This is a genomic window from Actinomadura sp. HBU206391 (assembly GCF_014323665.1).
Lineage (GTDB): Bacteria > Actinomycetota > Actinomycetes > Streptosporangiales > Streptosporangiaceae > Actinomadura_C.
Window position 1 is genome coordinate 1 of sequence record NZ_JABVEB010000055.1, and the last position, 15,987, is coordinate 15,987.

Here is a 15,987-nt window from a genome sequence, read left to right on the forward strand (position 1 = left end):
AGCCGCGTCGTCAGAGCGCGTCGCTGCGCACCCGAGCGGCGAACGCGCTCCAGACCGCAGGCGGGAAGAGGAGAGCGGGCCCTTGGGGGTTCTTGGAGTCGCGTACCGCGACCATGCCCTTGACCCCTGCGACCTCCACGCAACTGCCGCTCTCCGCGCTGCGGGCGGACTTTCGCCACTGAACTTGCGTCAGGTTCGGTCGATCCATATGTCGCTCATTGCTCCTACGATCAAGCCGATTGATGCCTCGGGCGTCAGTGCCGCCGCTCTCAGCTGATCGTAGGCGAGCGATGCCGTTTCGAGTTCATGCTTCTGATCGAGGAGTCGGCCGCTTCCTCCGCGCCCTTCCGCGTACGCGGCTGGTGGTTGGTCCGCAAACTCGAACAGTGTGAACGGGCCCCCCAGGCCTGCGTGCTCGCCGGATGCGAAGGGGAGGATCTGGAGCGTCACGTTGGGCTGCCGACCTAGCTCAACGAGGCGTTTGAGCTGGGCTCTGGTTACTTCAACGCTCTTGATCGGTTGTTTCACAGCTGCTTCGTGCAATACGACCCAAATGTTGGGTGGAGACGGCCGCTCAAGGATTCGTTGCCGCTCAAGTCGTTCGGCAAGTTCTTCTTCCAGCGAGTCCGGAGGATTGAGCGGCCAGCCGGATCGCATCACGGTTCGGGCGTAGTCCTCGGTCTGGAAGAGGCCGGGGACGAGGTTCATGGACCAGATGTTGATCCGGGTGGCCTGTGCCTCCAGCTCGATGTAGTGCTCGAACCATCTGGGCGTGGATCTGACCAGCTCAGCCAGGTGTTCCAGCATCTCGGGAAGCCCGAACACGGCGTCGGCCTTCTCCGGAAAACCGTGCGGCGGGCTGCGGCGGGCGGTCTCGACGCTGGCGACCGTGGCGAGTGACCAGCCCAGTTTCCCGGCGAGCTCCTCCTGGCTCCAACCCTGCTGCTCGCGCATACGGCGGATCTCCGACCCGAAGAAGGCCGCGAGCGACGACAGCGGATCCAGAACGCGGGGCGCGGGCATGTTCTCGACCTCCGTTGTACGGGTCGCGCGACTTCCGAGAGTAACCAGGTGGCGACACTCTGGTCGGGCAACTCGGTCAACTCGGTGGTGCGGCCGCGCCCGCCCGCCGCGCAAGCGTGAGGGAGGACGGGAGTGGCGACGAGTCGACGCCCGGTGTCAGAGGAACCTTGTCGTGATCGGCTCTGCGGCATCCGGGGAGTGCTGCTCAAGGAGGTCCGGTTGCGCAACCGGCCCGAGGCGGTGGCCGCCGGACGGCGTGAGGTCGTCGCCTCCGCCGCCGCCTGGGGCCTGCCCGGCGAGATCGCGCAGGACGCGGAGACGTGCGTCAGCGAACTGGTCACCAACGCGGTGAAGCACGCGACCGGGCTGCCGGATTCGACGCTACGGCTGCTGGTCATCCGCAGCGGCGACCGGCTGCGCGTCGAGGTGCACGACGCCGGCCGGGAGCTTCCACGCCCGCGCCGTCCGGACCCCTGCGACGAGTCGGGCCGTGGCCTGTTCATCGTGGGCTTCCTGGCCGCCGGCCACGGCACTTACCTCACCGCGACGGGCAAGGCGGTCTGGTTCGAGCTCGCCGCCTGGCCGAAGCCCGGGCACGCGGATCGGTGAGCTCAGCCCGGCCACGGCAGCCACGCCCGAAGCCGGAACTCGCCGGTGCCCGTACGGCCGTGTTCCAGCCGTCCGCCGACGAGGTCCACGCGCTCCCGCAGGCCGATGAGCCCGGCGCCCGAGCCGGGCATCCGGCCCACGGCCGCGGCGGGCGACAGCGCGTTGCGCACCTCGACCGTCAGCTCTGTGGCGACGGTGCCGTCCACGGTCACTCGTACGCCGGCGCTCGGTGCGTGCTTACGAGCGTTGGTCAGCCCCTCCTGGACGATCCGGTAGGCGTGGCGTCCGATCCGGGCCGACACCGTGGACAGGTCACCGATCCGGTTGTCCAGGGTGACGGGCGAGCCGGCTCGCAACGATTCCTCGATCAGGGCCGGCAGGTCGGTGAGCGTGGGCTGGGGGCGCTGTTGATCCGAGGCGTCCGTGCCCTCGCGGAGCATGCCGATCACCTCGCGCAGGTCCTCCATGGCCTCGTAGGCGCACTGCCTGATGACGCCGGCCGCGCGGGTCTCCTCCGCGGTCGCGCCCTGCCGGAACTCCAGCGCCCCGGCGTGCACGGCCAGTAGCGAGATCCGGTGCGCGAGGACGTCGTGCATCTCACGGGCGAGCCGTTCGCGCTCCATATGCCGTGCCTCCTCGACGCGCAGCCGCTGTCCCTCCTCGGCCTGCCGCGCCCGGTCGCGCAACGAGCGTACGAGCAGGCGCTGTGAACGGACGAGCATGCCCGAGGTGATCAGTGTGGCGTCGAGCAGACCGACCACGGCCACGGCCTCCCAGTACTGCTGCGGCGTCGTCGCGTCGAGGTGGTAGAACGCGACGGTAGGACCGATGTGCACCGCCGCGACGGCGGCGGTCACCCGCCAGGAGCGCCGCATGGCGACGTTGAGCACGGTGATGAACGCGATGCCGAAGGCCGTCGACGAGACGAACAGTCCGGCCATGCTCACGGCCAGTGCCAGCCCGACCGGCCATCGCCGCCGCAGCAGCAGCAGACCCAGGCAGGACAGGCTGCCGACGGCCAGGTCGAGGGCAAGGGGAGGCGGCGGTGATTGCTGCTGGGCGCTCTCCTCCATGGTGACCAGCAGGAAGAAGAGGCCGAGCGTCACAGCGGCGGACGCGTAGCCGACGTCGGAGGCCCGCTCACCGGCCAGCCTGCGGATACGACCGTGCGACGGTCCGGCCGGCCGCTCCGGTGTGGCGTATGCGTCCAACAGCCGACCTCTTTCTCCTGTCCGCGCTGCTCAAGGCTACGTGCCGCCCGACCGCCCCGGCAGTGGCAGGCGGTCTACGCGGCCATCGACTTTGGTCTAGGCGAAATGGCAGCTCGACCGACGCTCGCCATGGGGCCGGGGCCGGAGAGTTCGGTACATGACGAACACCAGCCCTGTGACGGCCGAAGGGTCCGGCGGCGAAGCGACCGGCGGTTCGCCGGCCGAAGCCCTCGCCGCGCGCGCCGAGGCGATCAGCAAGATCTATGGCAGCGGTGACGCCGAGGTCGTCGCTCTCGACGACGTCACGGTCGGCCTCCGACGCGGCCGGTTCACAGCGATCATGGGACCGTCCGGTTCCGGCAAGTCCACGCTCATGCACTGCATGGCCGGGCTCGATTCGGTCGACTCCGGTCGCGTGTTCATCGGCGAGGTGGAGCTGACCCGGCTCGACGACCGGCGGCTCACCCGGCTGCGGCGCGACAAGGTGGGCTTCGTCTTCCAGGCGTTCAACCTGGTGCCGACGCTCACGGCACTGGAGAACATCACGCTCCCGATGGACATCGCCGGCCGCCGGCCGGATCGGGACTGGCTCGACACCGTCGTCGACACCGTCGGGCTGCGCGACCGGCTCCGCCACCGGCCCGCCGAACTGTCCGGGGGACAGCAGCAGCGGGTGGCGTGCGCCAGAGCGCTGGCGTCGAGGCCGGACATCGTCTTCGCCGACGAGCCGACCGGCAATCTCGACTCCCGCTCGGGCGCCGAGGTGCTGTCGTTCCTGCGCGACTCGGTACGCGAGATGCGCCAGACGGTGGTCATGGTGACGCACGACCCGGTGGCGGCTGCCCACTCCGATGAGGTGATCTTCTTCGGGGACGGGCGGACCGTCGACCGGATGCCGGACCCGACGGCCGAGAAGGTGCTTGAGCGGATGAAGGGCATCGAGTCGCACGGGGGAGGCGGCGTCCGATGATGGCCAGGCTCACGCTGCGCAACCTCGCGGCGCACCGGCTGCGGCTGGGGCTCACGGCGCTCGCCGTGATCCTCGGGGTCTCGTTCGTGTCGGGCACGCTCATCTTCAAGGACACGATGACGCGCAGCTTCGACGGCCTCTTCGGCGACGTGTACAAGGGCGTCGAGGTCATCGTGCGGGCGGAGCGATCGTTCGCCGCCACCGAGGAGGACCCCGCCCGCCCGATCCCGCAGTCGGTGCTCACCACCATCAGGCAGAAGGCGGCGGGCGCGGCGGGCGCGCAGGGCGCCAGCGAGGGCTACGCGGCCATCGTCGGCGCGGACGGCAAGGTCGTCGGCGGCCAGGGGATGACGCACCTCGGCGGCGACTGGAGCGACGACACCGGCTCCGAACTGCGGATCGTCTCGGGCAGGCCACCTCGCGCACCCGGCGAGGTGGTCATCGACTCGGTCACCGCGGGCAAGGGCGGGCTCGAGGCCGGCGATCAGGTGAAGATCCTCACTCAGGGGCCCACTCAGACGATGCGGGTCACCGGCATCTTCACGCTGGGGTCGCTGAGCGGCCTGGACCGGTTCCTCACCTACGCGCTGTTCACCCCGGAGGTCGCGCAGAGGCTCCTGGTCAAGCCGGGTCACTACTCTGAGATCTACGTCCAGGCCCGGCCCGGCGTGTCCACGGAGCACCTGCGCGACCAGGTCGCCGCGGTGCTGCCCGAGGGCTACGAGGCGGTCACCGGGCAGGACGAGGCCGACGAGACCCAGGCCGAGATCAAGCAGATCTTCGACTTTCTCGCGATCTTCCTGCTGGTCTTCGCCGCCGTGGCGGTCTTCGTCGGCTCGTTCATCATCTTCAACACGTTCGCGATGCTGGTCGCCCAGCGCACCCGGGAGCTCGCGCTGCTCCGCGCCGTGGGGGCGAGCCGCCGCCAGGTGACCCGGTCGGTGCTCGGTGAGGCGGCCGGCGTCGGGTTCGTCGGTTCCACGCTGGGCCTCGGCCTCGGCGCCGGGCTCGCCCTGGGGCTCAGGGCACTGTTCGCGCTCTTCGGCGTCGACCTGCCCGCGACGAGGCCGGTGCTCGCCGCCTCCACCGCCCTCTGGTCGTACGCCGTCGGGATGCTGGTCACGGTGGCGGCGGCCTACTTCCCGGCCCGCCGCGCGGCGAAGATCCCGCCGGTGGCGGCCATGCGGGACGACGTCGGCGGCCTGCCGGAGCGCTCCATGCGCGTCCGGGTCGCGGTGGGCACCGCCTTGATGGTGCTCGGCGGGGCCGCTGTCGCCCGGGGGCTGGCGATCTCAGGGGAGGCCATCTCGGGGGAGGAAGGGGTGAGCCTGGTCGGCCTGGGGGGCGCGGTCGTGTTCCTGGGCGTCGTCATGCTCGGCCCGGTCCTGAGCCGGCCCATCACCTGGGTCCTCGGCTGGCCCTTCGCCAGGCTGGCCGGCTCGGTCGGGCGGATGAGCCGGGAGAACACCCGGCGCAACCCCCGCCGAACCGCGGCGACCGCGTCCGCGCTGATGATCGGGCTGGCGCTCGTCGCCATGGTCTCGGTGCTGGCGCAGTCGATGAAGGCCTCGGCCGACGGCGCCTTCGATCGCGATCTCAGCGCCGACTACACCCTGCAGCCCACCGGCCTGGGCGGCTTCAGCCCCGAGGCCGTCGAGGCGGTCTCGGAGGCGCCCGGCGTCAGCGGCGTCACGCCGGTCCGGCTCGGCACGATCAAACTGGCGGGCGAGAAGGCGCCGGTGATGGTCGCCGACCCGGCCGCGCTGGCCGGGCCGATCAACCTCGAGATCGAGAGCGGCACCGGCGCGCTCGGCCCCGACGAACTGCTCGTCCAGCGCAACGTGGCCGATCAGTGGGGCTGGACGATCGGCAGCACGGTGCCGGGAGAGTATCCGGACGGGGTCAAGGCACCGTTCCGCGTCGCCGGGATCTACGCCGACAATCAGGTGGCGAGCAGCCCGTACCTCATGACGCCGGCCGGCTACCGGCCGCACGCGCCCAGCGAACTGATCCAGCTCGCCTACGTCGACACCGACGAGGACGCCCGGGCGGGCCGGTCGCTGGAGTCGGCCCTGGCCGCCTATCCCAACGTGAAGTTGCAGGACCGCCAGGAGACCAAGGCCGCCGCGCGTCAGGAGATCGACCAGCTGCTCACCGTGGTCATCGCCCTGCTGGTGCTCTCGATCATCATCGCGGCGCTCGGAATCGTGAACACCCTCGCGCTGTCGGTGATCGAGCGCACGCGCGAGATCGGCCTGCTCCGCGCGGTGGGCATGAGCCGCCGCCAGCTCCGACGCATGGTGCGGTACGAGTCGGTGGTGATCGCGGCATTCGGGGCCACGCTGGGCCTGGCCGTTGGCGTCGCGTTCGGGTGGGCGCTCCAGCGGGCCATGGAAGAGCAGGGCGTCGACGTGCTGAGCATCCCCTACGGCCGGCTCGGCCTCTACGCGGTCGCCGCCGCCGTCATCGGGGTCATCGCGGCGATCTGGCCCGCCCGGCGCGCCGCGAGGATGGACGTCCTACGCGCCGTCACCACGGAGTAGCCGGGGAATCAGGGGCCGTCGTTGCTTCACGCCCACGAGGCCCAGGGCGGTCCTGCGGCCGGCTGCGGGTGCTCGGAAAGGGGAAGACGAAGCGGGCTTGCGGCGAATCATGGGTGACCGTTGACCACTTCACCCGGGAGGCACCCGCATGACGGAGACAGGGACTTGACCGCTGATGTGGGCGAGCAGGTGACCGACGCCGAGCTGGTCGCCCGGTTCCGGCGAGATGCCGAGCAGTTCACCGCCGTCCACGACCGGTATTTCCGAAAGATCTATCTGTACGTGGCCGGGCGGCTGGACGTGCAGGCGGCCGAGGACATCGCCGCCGAGACCTTCCTCGTGGCCTTTGATCAGCGCGACCGGTTCGACCCCGAGCGCGGCAACCTGCGGTCCTGGTTGTTCGGCATCGCCACGAACCTGGTGGCCCGCCACCGGCGCAAGGAGGCCCGCCGTTACCGGGCGATGGCGCGTACGGGAGCCGAGCCGGCGGCCGGCAGCCACGAGAACCAGGTGATCATGTCGGTGGCGGCGCAGCGCATGAAGCCGCAGCTCGCCAAGGCTCTCGCCGCGCTCTCTCGGGGCGAGCGCGATGTCGTCCTGCTCGTGGCGCTGGCCCAGCTCAGCTACGACGAGGTGGCCCAGGCGCTCGGAATCTCTCAGGGCACGGTGGGCTCCCGGCTCAGCCGCGCCCGCCGGAAACTCACCGACGCGATCGATCCGGAGGCGTTCAATGAATGACCTGAAGCTGCTCGGCGCCGCGCTGGCGCAGCCCGATCCGGCGCCGGAGGTGGCCGACCGCAGCCGTCAAGGGCTCCGGAACGCGATGCGCGGGCGGAAGCGCAGGCGCAGGATCGGCCGGCCGGTGGCCGGTCTCAGCCTGACCGCCATCGCCGTGGTGGCCGCGATCGTGGTCGCCTCGGGTACCACCGAGCCGCCCGCCACGCAGGACAACCCGTCCACCGCAGCCCAGCCGTCCGCGCGGCAGGTCCTGCTCGCGGCCGCCGCCACCGCGGAGACCGTACCGGAGGGCTCTGGATCCTACTGGCACGTCACGATGAAACACGGGCCTTCGATAGGGGGAAGGCGCCTCACCGAGATGTGGTTTCGGCGTGACGGCCAGGGGTGGGTGAGCGTGAAGCCCGGCGAGGTGAGCAAACTCGCACGGTGGCAGGTGACCACCTTTTTGCTCACCGGTATGAGCTCCCGTCAGCTCCAGAATCTGCCGACCGACCCGGCCGCACTGAAAACGTGGATCCTCAACGCCATGAAACTACGGCGCAGCAAGGAGAATCCGCACTCCAGGTACGAGCCGAGCACTCTCGAGGTCAACCTCGTCCATGTTCTCAACGAGATGCTGTACTTCCTGCCGGTTCAGCAGAAGGTCCGCGCCGCCGCCTTCCGCGCGCTCGCCTCGCTCCCGAGCATCAAGAGGGTGGGTGCAGTGAAGGAGGGGCAGGTCCTGGTGTACATGTCCGGCCCCGGACGCGGACAAGTGGGGATAAGAATGATCGTCGACCCGAAGACGACGAGGGTCGGCATCGAGAACTTCACCGACTTCGGAAAGAGGGAGTCGTCGGGGACCAACACGTACACGGGCGAGTGGACGGACCAAATTCCCGACAAGGTCGTCCCGCCCCCACGGAGGTACCATCCCCGCGCCGGTGAAGGGTGATCGTGCCGGTGGACGCGGCCCAGAGGGCACCCTCATCCGTCCGGCCGAGGACGTCCGGTCCCGCCATGAGGGCGGTCGACCGACCGGCCCCCGGGTCACCAGTCGCGGACGATCTTGCTACCGGGTCCCAGCAGCTCGGCGCCCCGCACCCGCTGGCGGCGGGCCAGGTGCACTTCGAGATCGGGCTTGCCGGCGAGCGGGGTGAGGTCGACCTCGCCGCTGCCCGCCAGACAGAGGAACCTGAGCTGGGACAACTCGGCCAGCGGCCGCAGATCGGGCGGTTGCCGGAATTCCCGAAGATGCAGTGAGGTGAGCTCCGGCAGCTCCCGCAACGCGGCCAGCTCGCCGACCCCGGTCTCGGAAATGTCGAGTGAGTTCAGGCGGGCCAGTCCGCGCAGGGGCCGGAGATCGGTGAGGCCAGAGGCTCCGCGCAGCGACAGGTTCGAGAGGGTCTCGGCCCACCATTCGATGCCGATCAGGTCGGTCAGCGGGCAGGAGTTCAGGTGCAGGGCGCGCAGCCGGCCTAGCTGCTCGAACCGCCGCAGCGCGCGGACGTCACGCAGGGTCGCGCACTGTCCGATGATGAGGAAGGAGAGCGCCGTGGGCGCGAGTGACCGTCCGAGCACCTCGATGTCGTCGAGCTGGCCGAGCAGTAGCCGTTTGACGCGAGCGCAGGAGCGCAGCGGCGTCAGGTCCATGCCACGGGTGTCGTCGATGTAGAGACTGCGCAGGCCCGCGACGTCGGCCAGCGGCGCGAGGGCGATGTCTCCCACGTCTCCGAGCAGCAGGTGCTCCAGGGCGGTGCCGCACGAGAGCGGAGACAGGTCGCGCAGCGCCGGGTCCTCGAGGACCCAGAGGGCCGACAGCCTGGGCATGCGCTCGACGAAGCCCAGGTCTCCGTACCCCAGCGGCAGCCGGTAGGCCAGATCCTCCAGATCCTTGAGCTCGGCCAGGCCCGCCATCAGGGCGACGTCGTTGATCTCCCTGATCCGTACGGCGTGCGGGGAGGGCCGCAGCACCGTGCGCGCGAACTCCACCGGATCGAACCGCGGCCATGCGCGCATCAGCTCCTCGTGGATCCGCGGGTCGTCATAGCGAGCGGAACGGGCGATCACCTTGAGCGCGTGATCGCCGCCGATGCCCGCCGCCGCCCTGATCGTCGCCGCGGCCTGCCGTACGCCGCGCGGCGGGCGGTCGGCGAGCAGATCCAGCACGAACTCGCCCGCCGCCGCCAGCGCCTTCGCGTCGGCCATGCCGCGCGGCGGCAGCAGGTCGCGGGTCACCTGCTGGATCTCCTCCTGGAGACCTGGATCGATCTGGGGACAGGTCTCCTGGCAGGCGACCGCGAGCGCCAGCACCACCCTGCGCACGGACATGTCCCGTTCCGCGCGGTCGAGCAGCCCGCGCAGCAGTTCCGTACGCTGCCGCGGCTGGGCGTGGCCGGCGGCCATGACGATGACCTCCCGCCACTGGTCGTCCTGGGCGTGCTCGACGAGCACGCCGATGTCCTCGGCCTCGATCGCCGCGCGGGCGGCGAGGTACTCCTGGAAGGTGCCGTGCACGAAGTCGACCCGGCCGGTGACCGGTTCGCGGATCAGCCCGCTGCGGTTCAGCAGGTGACTGAACACCTGCTCGGCGTCGGCCGAGATGCGCGGCATCAGCGCGAGACTCTGCTCGACCTGCTTGACGACGCGATCGCACGGCGCGTCGCTCAGACCGTTGCGGATCAACCAGTACGCCAGGTTCTGCAGGATGAGGCTCTTGTCGGTACGCGACAGCGCCGGGCCGCGGTCGTTGATCCGGCGCTCGGTCTCGCGCCGCTCCAGCAGCAGCTCCAGGGCGACCGCGTAGAGCTCCATCCGGTCCTGCGGTAGCTGCATGCGCCGGTCCAGGTGCAGGGCGCAGAGCAGGGCGCACAGCAGCGGGTTGGTGGCGAGTTCGCGCAGGTGACGCCGGGCGTGCACCTTCTCCAGCAGCTCGCCCTCGCATGCCCGGAGCCGATTCTGCTCCTCCTCGTCGGCGGTCTCGTTGCGCATCGCGGCGTGCCAGTGCCGCGCGAACGACTTCACGTCCGGCCAGGACATCGGCAGCAGCTCCGCGGAGTCGAAGCCCTCGTTGTCGAGCCAGTCCCCGGTGGCCGCCGCCGGGCGTGAGGTGACGACGTAGCGTGCCTGCGGGAAGACGCCGACGAGCTCGCGCAGCCAGCCGCGCGCCGCCTCGCGCTCGCACTCGGGCAGCTCGTCGATGCCGTCGATGAGCACCAGGGCCCGGCCGGACTTGAGCACCCGGTGCACCCACCCGCGGGGCATGTCGTCGGCGATGTGCCGCCCCACCTGGCTGAGGAAGTGCTCGGGCGCCGGCAGCTCCGCGCCCACGTAGCGGCGCAGCGGAAGGAAGAACGGCACCAGACCGGTCAGGCCGGAGAGCTGCTCGCCGAAGTCGCCGCGCGCACTGCGTACGGCGAGCCACTGCAGCAGCGTGGTCTTCCCCGAGCCGGCGTCGCCGCGCACGAACAGCCGTGGGGTGCCGCCGAGCGCCTCGTGGACGCGCCAGGTCGTGGCCGCCGCGTCGGGGCGCGGGTGCGCCTCCTCGATCCGCCCGAGGCCGCCGAGCGACGACGACACGCCCTGCCGCAGGCCCTCGCCCTGCACGTTGAGGCTGATGTAGGCGACGCTCAGGGGATAGCGGCGTACGGCCTGCGAGACCGTGACGCCGAACAGCTCCAGCCGGTCGAGCGTATTGGCCACCTGCCGGCGGTAGGTGGCGAGGAAGGCGACGTCCGGATCGGCCTCGTCCATCCTCGGGATCCGGTCCAGCAGCTCGCGGATGCCGGTGACGATCTGGGTCTCGCGGCGCAGGATCTCGGTGAGGGCGCCCTTGCCGAACGCGGGCAGGCCCACGGTGACCTCGAGGACGTAGGCGCAGCATTCGGCCAGCACCCGGTCGTACAGCCCGGCGGCCTGATGCCCGAGATCCCTGGTGGCGTCCGGGCTGCCGGCCCGGATGTGCCGCTCGAGGAAGAGCGCGTCGAGGTCGGCCGCGAACAGGTCCTGATCGGTGAGCTCGGCCCGCTCGAACGCCGCCGTCACCGCGAACACGGCGGCGTTGCGCTCATGGTCGGCCAGGCCGCCGAACTCGTGTTCCAGCACCGTGAGGAGCCGGTCGGCCACGGTCTCCTCGAGATCCTCGAACAGCCGCTGCGTGCGCCGGCGCTCTCGTATCCCCGCCGCCTTGCCGGTGATCGCGTCGACGATCGAGCCGCTCATCTCCGCGGCGAACTGGTGGTCCTTCAGCCAGAGCTTGGCCGCCGTCTTGATCACCGCGGCGCCGAGCCCGAGGAGAATGTCAGCCATCGGCAACACTCCTGCCACGTAGGCGTTGATCCGCAGTATCAAGCCTGCTGAGCCGCAGATCCTTTCTCTGTGGCATGTGGCAGTGAAAATCGTCGGTAAGAGAAGTCAATCTTCCATGGCGACGGTTCTGCCGGTCAGCGCGGGAGCGCGTAAAGCCCCTCGTCGAGGGGGTCGACGAGCCCGTCGGCGACGAGGCCGTCCAGAGCCCGTTCGCGTTGTACGGCGTCGTCCCAGACGACGTCGAGCAGGGCCTTCTCGACCGGGCCCTCGGCCTGCCGCAGCACCGCGAGCAGCCGGCCTCGGCACTGCCGGTCGGTGCCCGCGTACTGCTGGCCGCGCCTCGGCGGCCCGTCGTACGCCGGCCGCCCGGCCAGCCGCCAGGCACAGCGCTCGGCGACCGGACAGGCGCCGCAGCGCGGAGCGCGGGCAGTGCACACCAGGGCGCCGAGCTCCATGACCGCTACCGACCAGCGCGCCGCGACCGGCGGATCAAGCGGGAGCAGCGACTCGGCGAGCCGTACCTCGGCCACCGTCTGCGCCTTCGGCGGGTACTCCTCGCCGCCGACCGTCCGGGCCAGCACGCGTCGCACGTTGGTGTCGAGCACGGCGTGACGCTGCCCGTACGCGAAGCTCGCGACCGCGGCCGCCGTGTACGAGCCGATACCGGGCAGGGCCAGCAGGGCGTCGTAGGAGTCCGGCACCCTGCCGTCGTGCTCGCCCGCGATGGCGACGGCGCTCGCGTGCAGCCTCAGAGCGCGGCGCGGGTAACCGAGCCGCCCCCAGGCCCGTACGGCCTCGCCCGACGGCTCGGCGGCCAGCGCGGACGGCGTGGGCCAGCGGGCCAGCCACTCCGCCCATACCGGCAGCACACGGCTCACCGGCGTCTGCTGGAGCATGATCTCGCTGACCAGTACTCCCCAGGGGGTGGCCTCGGGCGCGCGCCACGGCAGATCGCGGGCGTTCTCGGCGTACCAGCCCAGGATGGGGGCGGCGAAATGGGACGAGCGCATAACAGGTCTGATACTTCCACGGCGGGTCGCCACCGTAAGACAAGATCCGCGAAGCATACTGTCCGCATGGAATTGGGTACTGAACGTAGTTCCCATGAGGAATCCGCCGAAGCGTATTGGCGGCGGCGGGCCTTCGCGCTCACCGGCGTCCTCGCGACGGTCGGGCTCGTGGCATGGGGATGTTCGGGTGGCGGCGGAAACGACAAGGACCGGTCGATCCACAATGCCGCCGGCCTGAGCACCCCGACTCCCGTCAGCACCGTGTCGGTGCCGGTGGCCACGCCGACGGTCACGATCACGGCGACCGCGAAGGTCACCGTACGGCCCTCGTCCCCGGTGCGCATTGGCGACGCCTGCGCCCCAGGCGACGTGGTGGTCAACCTCGACTCCAAGGCGGACGCCTACAGGGGCAAGGCACGGCCGCAGTTCCTGATCAGTGTGGTCAACACGGGCAAGCGCCCCTGCACCTTCGGCGTCGGGCCGAAGGAGCTGGAGCTGCGGGTCACGTCCGGTCCGGACCGGATCTGGTCCTCAGCACACTGCGCACGGGGTGACGGCTCGTCGATCCGGCTGCTCAAGCGAGGCATCCCGTACGCGGAGACGGTCACCTGGGACCGCAAGCGATCGGCGAACGGCTGTGGCGGCAGCCGGTCGCTGGCCCGTCCCGGCACCTACGTGGTCGCGGTCAAGGCCGACCACCAGCGACCCAAGCGCGAGGTGTTCCGGCTCCGCCCCTGACGGCTCCGCCCACGGTCACGGCTGCGGCCGAGCCGGCTCGTGGACGCCGGACGATCCGCGCCCGGCCGAGTAGGCCGTGCCCAGCCGCGAGATCACAAAGGCGGCGATCAGGGCCATGAGCGAGCCGGTGAGCACGTCGCGCCCCGCGAGCGGCGAGAGGACGTCCCCGCCCGAGCCTACGTAGAAAAACCCCGCCGTCTCGCCGACGACCGGGCCGAGCAGTGCGAGCCAGATCGCTCCGAGAGGCGCGCGCCGTCCGCGCACGTAGACCTCGATGACATGAACGGCGAGTGCCGTTCCGACCAGCAGCACGGAGATCAGTCCGAACGGACCGTTGGCCGCGTAGAAGTAGGCGTCGGGCGACGACGGGTCCCTCGGAAAGCCCACTGTCTTGTTCCGGGCGTACCACGGTGTCACGAGGCTCCCGAGCAGGAAGCCACCGGCGATCAATGTCGCCACCGCCGCCATCACGCCGGAGACCTTCGCGACCGGCGTTCGGGCGGGGCCGGGCGGAGCGGTCGGTGTCCTCGTGCGAGCCGCCCGCACGGCCATGACGACGCCGATGGGGACCGCGAAGAGGGAGACGACCAGGGACAGGTACATCAGTTGGAGACTGCCGGTCGGAGAGCGTCCGACGACGCACAGCCCCGTGACGGCCGCCACCACGCCGACGACCTTCGCCGTCGAGCCCGGCGAGGTGGCTCCGGTCCGGCCGTCGTGCCCTGGCGAGGACTGCGGGCGCGATGCCAACCCAGCGGCGATCGTCAGCAGGACGACCGCGCCGGTGAGCAGGTCGAGCCCGAGCTCCCACGGGGACTCCGCCCTGTCGTCGTAGCCGAACATGAGGTGCAGCCGGGCCGCAATCACCGCGGCGCACATGAGCAGCGCCACCTGCCAGTCGAGACCGGTCGCCCTGAACGCCGCCACGGCGGCCATGCCCAGGCAGCAGGCAAGAAGCAGTGCCATCGCGGCCAGGAACACATCGTCGTGGACGTAGAGGTGCACCTCCGTCCGCCTGATGTCCCCGGGGCCGGCCGGCCTCTCGCGACGCTGCAGCGTGTACCAGGGCAGGACCATTCCGATCATGGCGAGTCCCAGCCCGGCCAGTGCCAGCATCTGGGCGACGGCCGCCGCCGCCGAGAATCCGTTACCGCCGCCCACAGGCACACTCGGACGTGTCATGCCCCCCGTACGCGCGGGTTCACCGCCCGCGGCCCCACGATCCCAGCCGTCCGAGCGAGGGCGGGGAAGAGGAGCCCGGTCATGGTGTCGGGGGGCCGCGCCGACCGCGGGAGCCGGATGACGAAGCCGGTGGCCAAGCCGGGAGATCACGAAGGCGACGACCAGGGCCGACAGCGAGCCGACGAGCAGGTCGGCGCCGCCGAGGCGATGGAACTCGCCACGGTCGGAGCCGAAGGACAGGGTCGTGGACATGGGGATCGCCGCGGTTCCGAGGACCGTGCCGAACAGCGCGAGGAAGGCGACCCCTGCGGGGACCGCGCGGCCGCGCACGGCCACCTCGATGACGTACACGGCGACGGCCGCACCGAGCATCAGCATCGCCGGCACCGTGAGCAGGGGATACATGTCATGGAAGTGGGCGAAGTCGACGTCAGGGCGCTCTCCGGGCCCCGCCCACGCCACCCAGCGGCCCCACGGTCGCCAGGCGCTCGCGATCAGCAGACCCGCGCCGGCGGCGGCGGCCAGCCCCGCCGCGACCTCCACGACGATGCCGGCCGGTGTCAGCCGAGGGCGGGAACGGGTCCGCCGCCCGCTGCCGGAGACCGCTCGTAGCCGCCAGGCCATGGCCACGAAGCCGACAAGGAACACCAGCGCAGCGATCGCCGGGACCGCCAATTGGCCGAGATGAAGGACCGGCGCCGCCGGGATCACGATGCTCACGCTCACGATCGCCAGCACGATCACCAGAGTGATGCGCTCCCACGACCCGCGTCGGCCCTGCGGTCCCTCGCCGCCGAGATCCGCTGCCACGACCCACGGCACGGCGAGCGCGCAGAGGGGCACCGCGATGAACAGCAACGTTGGAACGCAGGCGAGCACGCATCCCGCCGCCACCACCACACTCATGTCCGCGAACACCGAGAGCGGGCGCGGAGGTGCCGATCGCGGCGGCCCGGGGAGGGGCTGTGCCCTGGCCGCGAACGCCGCCGCGACGACGAGCATCAGCACCGACACCACGGTGTCGAGCAGATACTGCGCGGCCGCATAAAGCACGGCGATCACGCACGCGACCACCACGTCGGAGAGCGTGGCGGGAGAACGGGCGAGCACACGTCGTACTCCCGCCGCCGCCTCCCCGGGCGCCGACAGCGGGCGCGGGGAAGTCGACCCCGGCGGCGGCTCGGCAACGGGCCGTCGCCGCGCCGCGGAGGCCGAGCCGGCGGCGAGGACCACCATCACGCAGGCGCCGGAGAGCAGATCCAGCCCGACGTCCCACCCCGGCGCGTACAGGCTGCCGATCTCGATGAGACCTTGAAGTCGCGCCGCCGCCACCGCCGTGACCATCAGCAGCGGGACCTGCCAGTCGAGACGGGTCCCGGTCCACGCCGAGACGGCGGCGGTGCCGACGCACCAGGCCAGGAGCAGGCCCACCATGGCCAGGAACAGGTCCTCGTAGCCGTGTACCAAGTTTCGGTCGGCACCGGTGCTGACCTCGTAGCCGCGTTCCGAGAGCCAGGGGAGGGCGAGACCGGCCACTGCGAGCCCGACCCCCGCCAACGCCAGTGCCCGGGCCGAGAGCCTTGTCGTGCTCGGAGCCCGCGGCGGCTTACCGTCGCCCTCCGGATCAGTCGCGTCGGTCATTTTGCTTCGACGGGCGACCGGCCGCGAGGGTTCAC

Annotated in this window: 12 protein-coding genes; 6 read left to right on the top strand and 6 right to left on the bottom strand. The window is 70.9% G+C overall.

Annotated elements, in window-relative coordinates:
• Positions 1-10: 10 nt before the first annotated feature.
• Together HKK72_RS18315 and HKK72_RS18320 are read right to left on the bottom strand one after the other, a co-directional pair.
• Entirely contained in the window at positions 11-208 is a 198-nt protein-coding gene (locus tag HKK72_RS18315; RefSeq protein WP_187235600.1) for a DUF397 domain-containing protein, read from the bottom strand.
• A complete protein-coding gene (locus HKK72_RS18320; protein WP_187235601.1) occupies positions 190-1,023 on the bottom strand; it encodes a helix-turn-helix domain-containing protein in 834 nt (277 codons plus the stop codon). The genes HKK72_RS18315 and HKK72_RS18320 overlap by 19 nt, the downstream gene beginning before the upstream one ends.
• A gap of 153 nt (positions 1,024-1,176) precedes the next feature.
• Here HKK72_RS18320 and HKK72_RS18325 point away from each other — a divergent pair, with 153 nt between their 5' ends.
• A complete protein-coding gene (locus HKK72_RS18325; RefSeq protein ID WP_187235602.1) occupies positions 1,177-1,632 on the top strand; it encodes an ATP-binding protein in 456 nt (151 codons plus the stop codon).
• A 2-nt stretch (positions 1,633-1,634) separates the two neighbouring features.
• On the opposite strand, the gene HKK72_RS18330 is transcribed toward HKK72_RS18325, so the two are convergent.
• Positions 1,635-2,843 carry a sensor histidine kinase gene (locus tag HKK72_RS18330; RefSeq protein WP_261986945.1) on the bottom strand — a complete coding sequence of 403 codons (1,209 nt, stop codon included), beginning with the start codon at positions 2,841-2,843 and terminating at the stop codon, positions 1,635-1,637.
• Between the two features lie 157 nt (positions 2,844-3,000).
• Between HKK72_RS18330 and HKK72_RS18335 the strand changes: the two genes are divergently transcribed.
• From HKK72_RS18335 to HKK72_RS18350, 4 genes are all read left to right on the top strand, one after another.
• The gene (locus tag HKK72_RS18335) at positions 3,001-3,813 is read left to right on the top strand and encodes an ABC transporter ATP-binding protein (protein WP_187235603.1); all 813 of its coding nucleotides are present in this window, start codon (positions 3,001-3,003) and stop codon (positions 3,811-3,813) included.
• On the top strand, positions 3,810-6,356 hold the full coding sequence (locus tag HKK72_RS18340; RefSeq protein ID WP_261986946.1) for an ABC transporter permease: 2,547 nt from the start codon (positions 3,810-3,812) through the stop codon (positions 6,354-6,356). Before HKK72_RS18335 ends, HKK72_RS18340 begins: the two co-directional genes overlap by 4 nt.
• A 165-nt stretch (positions 6,357-6,521) precedes the next feature.
• A complete protein-coding gene (locus HKK72_RS18345) occupies positions 6,522-7,094 on the top strand; it encodes an RNA polymerase sigma factor (protein WP_187235604.1) in 573 nt (190 codons plus the stop codon).
• Positions 7,087-8,028: a CU044_5270 family protein gene (locus tag HKK72_RS18350; protein WP_187235605.1), complete on the top strand. Its 942-nt coding sequence runs from the start codon at positions 7,087-7,089 to the stop codon at positions 8,026-8,028. Before HKK72_RS18345 ends, HKK72_RS18350 begins: the two co-directional genes overlap by 8 nt.
• Before the next feature lie 95 nt (positions 8,029-8,123).
• On the opposite strand, the gene HKK72_RS18355 is transcribed toward HKK72_RS18350, so the two are convergent.
• Positions 8,124-11,381, bottom strand: coding sequence for an NACHT domain-containing protein (locus HKK72_RS18355; RefSeq protein WP_187235606.1), 3,258 nt, complete (start codon positions 11,379-11,381; stop codon positions 8,124-8,126).
• 134 nt (positions 11,382-11,515) lie between these two features.
• Positions 11,516-12,391, bottom strand: coding sequence for an A/G-specific adenine glycosylase (locus HKK72_RS18360; RefSeq protein ID WP_187235607.1), 876 nt, complete (start codon positions 12,389-12,391; stop codon positions 11,516-11,518).
• A 66-nt stretch (positions 12,392-12,457) separates the two neighbouring features.
• Here HKK72_RS18360 and HKK72_RS18365 point away from each other — a divergent pair, with 66 nt between their 5' ends.
• On the top strand, positions 12,458-13,129 hold the full coding sequence (locus HKK72_RS18365) for a hypothetical protein (RefSeq protein WP_222720862.1): 672 nt from the start codon (positions 12,458-12,460) through the stop codon (positions 13,127-13,129).
• 15 nt (positions 13,130-13,144) lie between these two features.
• Here the strand turns inward: HKK72_RS18365 and HKK72_RS18370 are convergent, their stop codons facing one another.
• A complete protein-coding gene (locus HKK72_RS18370) occupies positions 13,145-15,952 on the bottom strand; it encodes a hypothetical protein (RefSeq protein WP_187235608.1) in 2,808 nt (935 codons plus the stop codon).
• Positions 15,953-15,987: the final 35 nt, after the last annotated feature.

Coding starts and splice junctions, on each gene's coding strand:
- HKK72_RS18355 (WP_187235606.1), bottom strand. CDS start 11,381: ATGGCTGACATTCTCCTCGGGCTCGGCGCCGCGGTGATCAAGACGGCG.
- HKK72_RS18360 (WP_187235607.1), bottom strand. CDS start 12,391: ATGCGCTCGTCCCATTTCGCCGCCCCCATCCTGGGCTGGTACGCCGAG.
- HKK72_RS18370 (WP_187235608.1), bottom strand. CDS start 15,952: ATGACCGACGCGACTGATCCGGAGGGCGACGGTAAGCCGCCGCGGGCT.
- HKK72_RS18340 (WP_261986946.1), top strand. CDS start 3,810: ATGATGGCCAGGCTCACGCTGCGCAACCTCGCGGCGCACCGGCTGCGG.
- HKK72_RS18320 (WP_187235601.1), bottom strand. CDS start 1,023: ATGCCCGCGCCCCGCGTTCTGGATCCGCTGTCGTCGCTCGCGGCCTTC.
- HKK72_RS18335 (WP_187235603.1), top strand. CDS start 3,001: ATGACGAACACCAGCCCTGTGACGGCCGAAGGGTCCGGCGGCGAAGCG.
- HKK72_RS18365 (WP_222720862.1), top strand. CDS start 12,458: ATGGAATTGGGTACTGAACGTAGTTCCCATGAGGAATCCGCCGAAGCG.
- HKK72_RS18315 (WP_187235600.1), bottom strand. CDS start 208: ATGGATCGACCGAACCTGACGCAAGTTCAGTGGCGAAAGTCCGCCCGC.
- HKK72_RS18350 (WP_187235605.1), top strand. CDS start 7,087: ATGAATGACCTGAAGCTGCTCGGCGCCGCGCTGGCGCAGCCCGATCCG.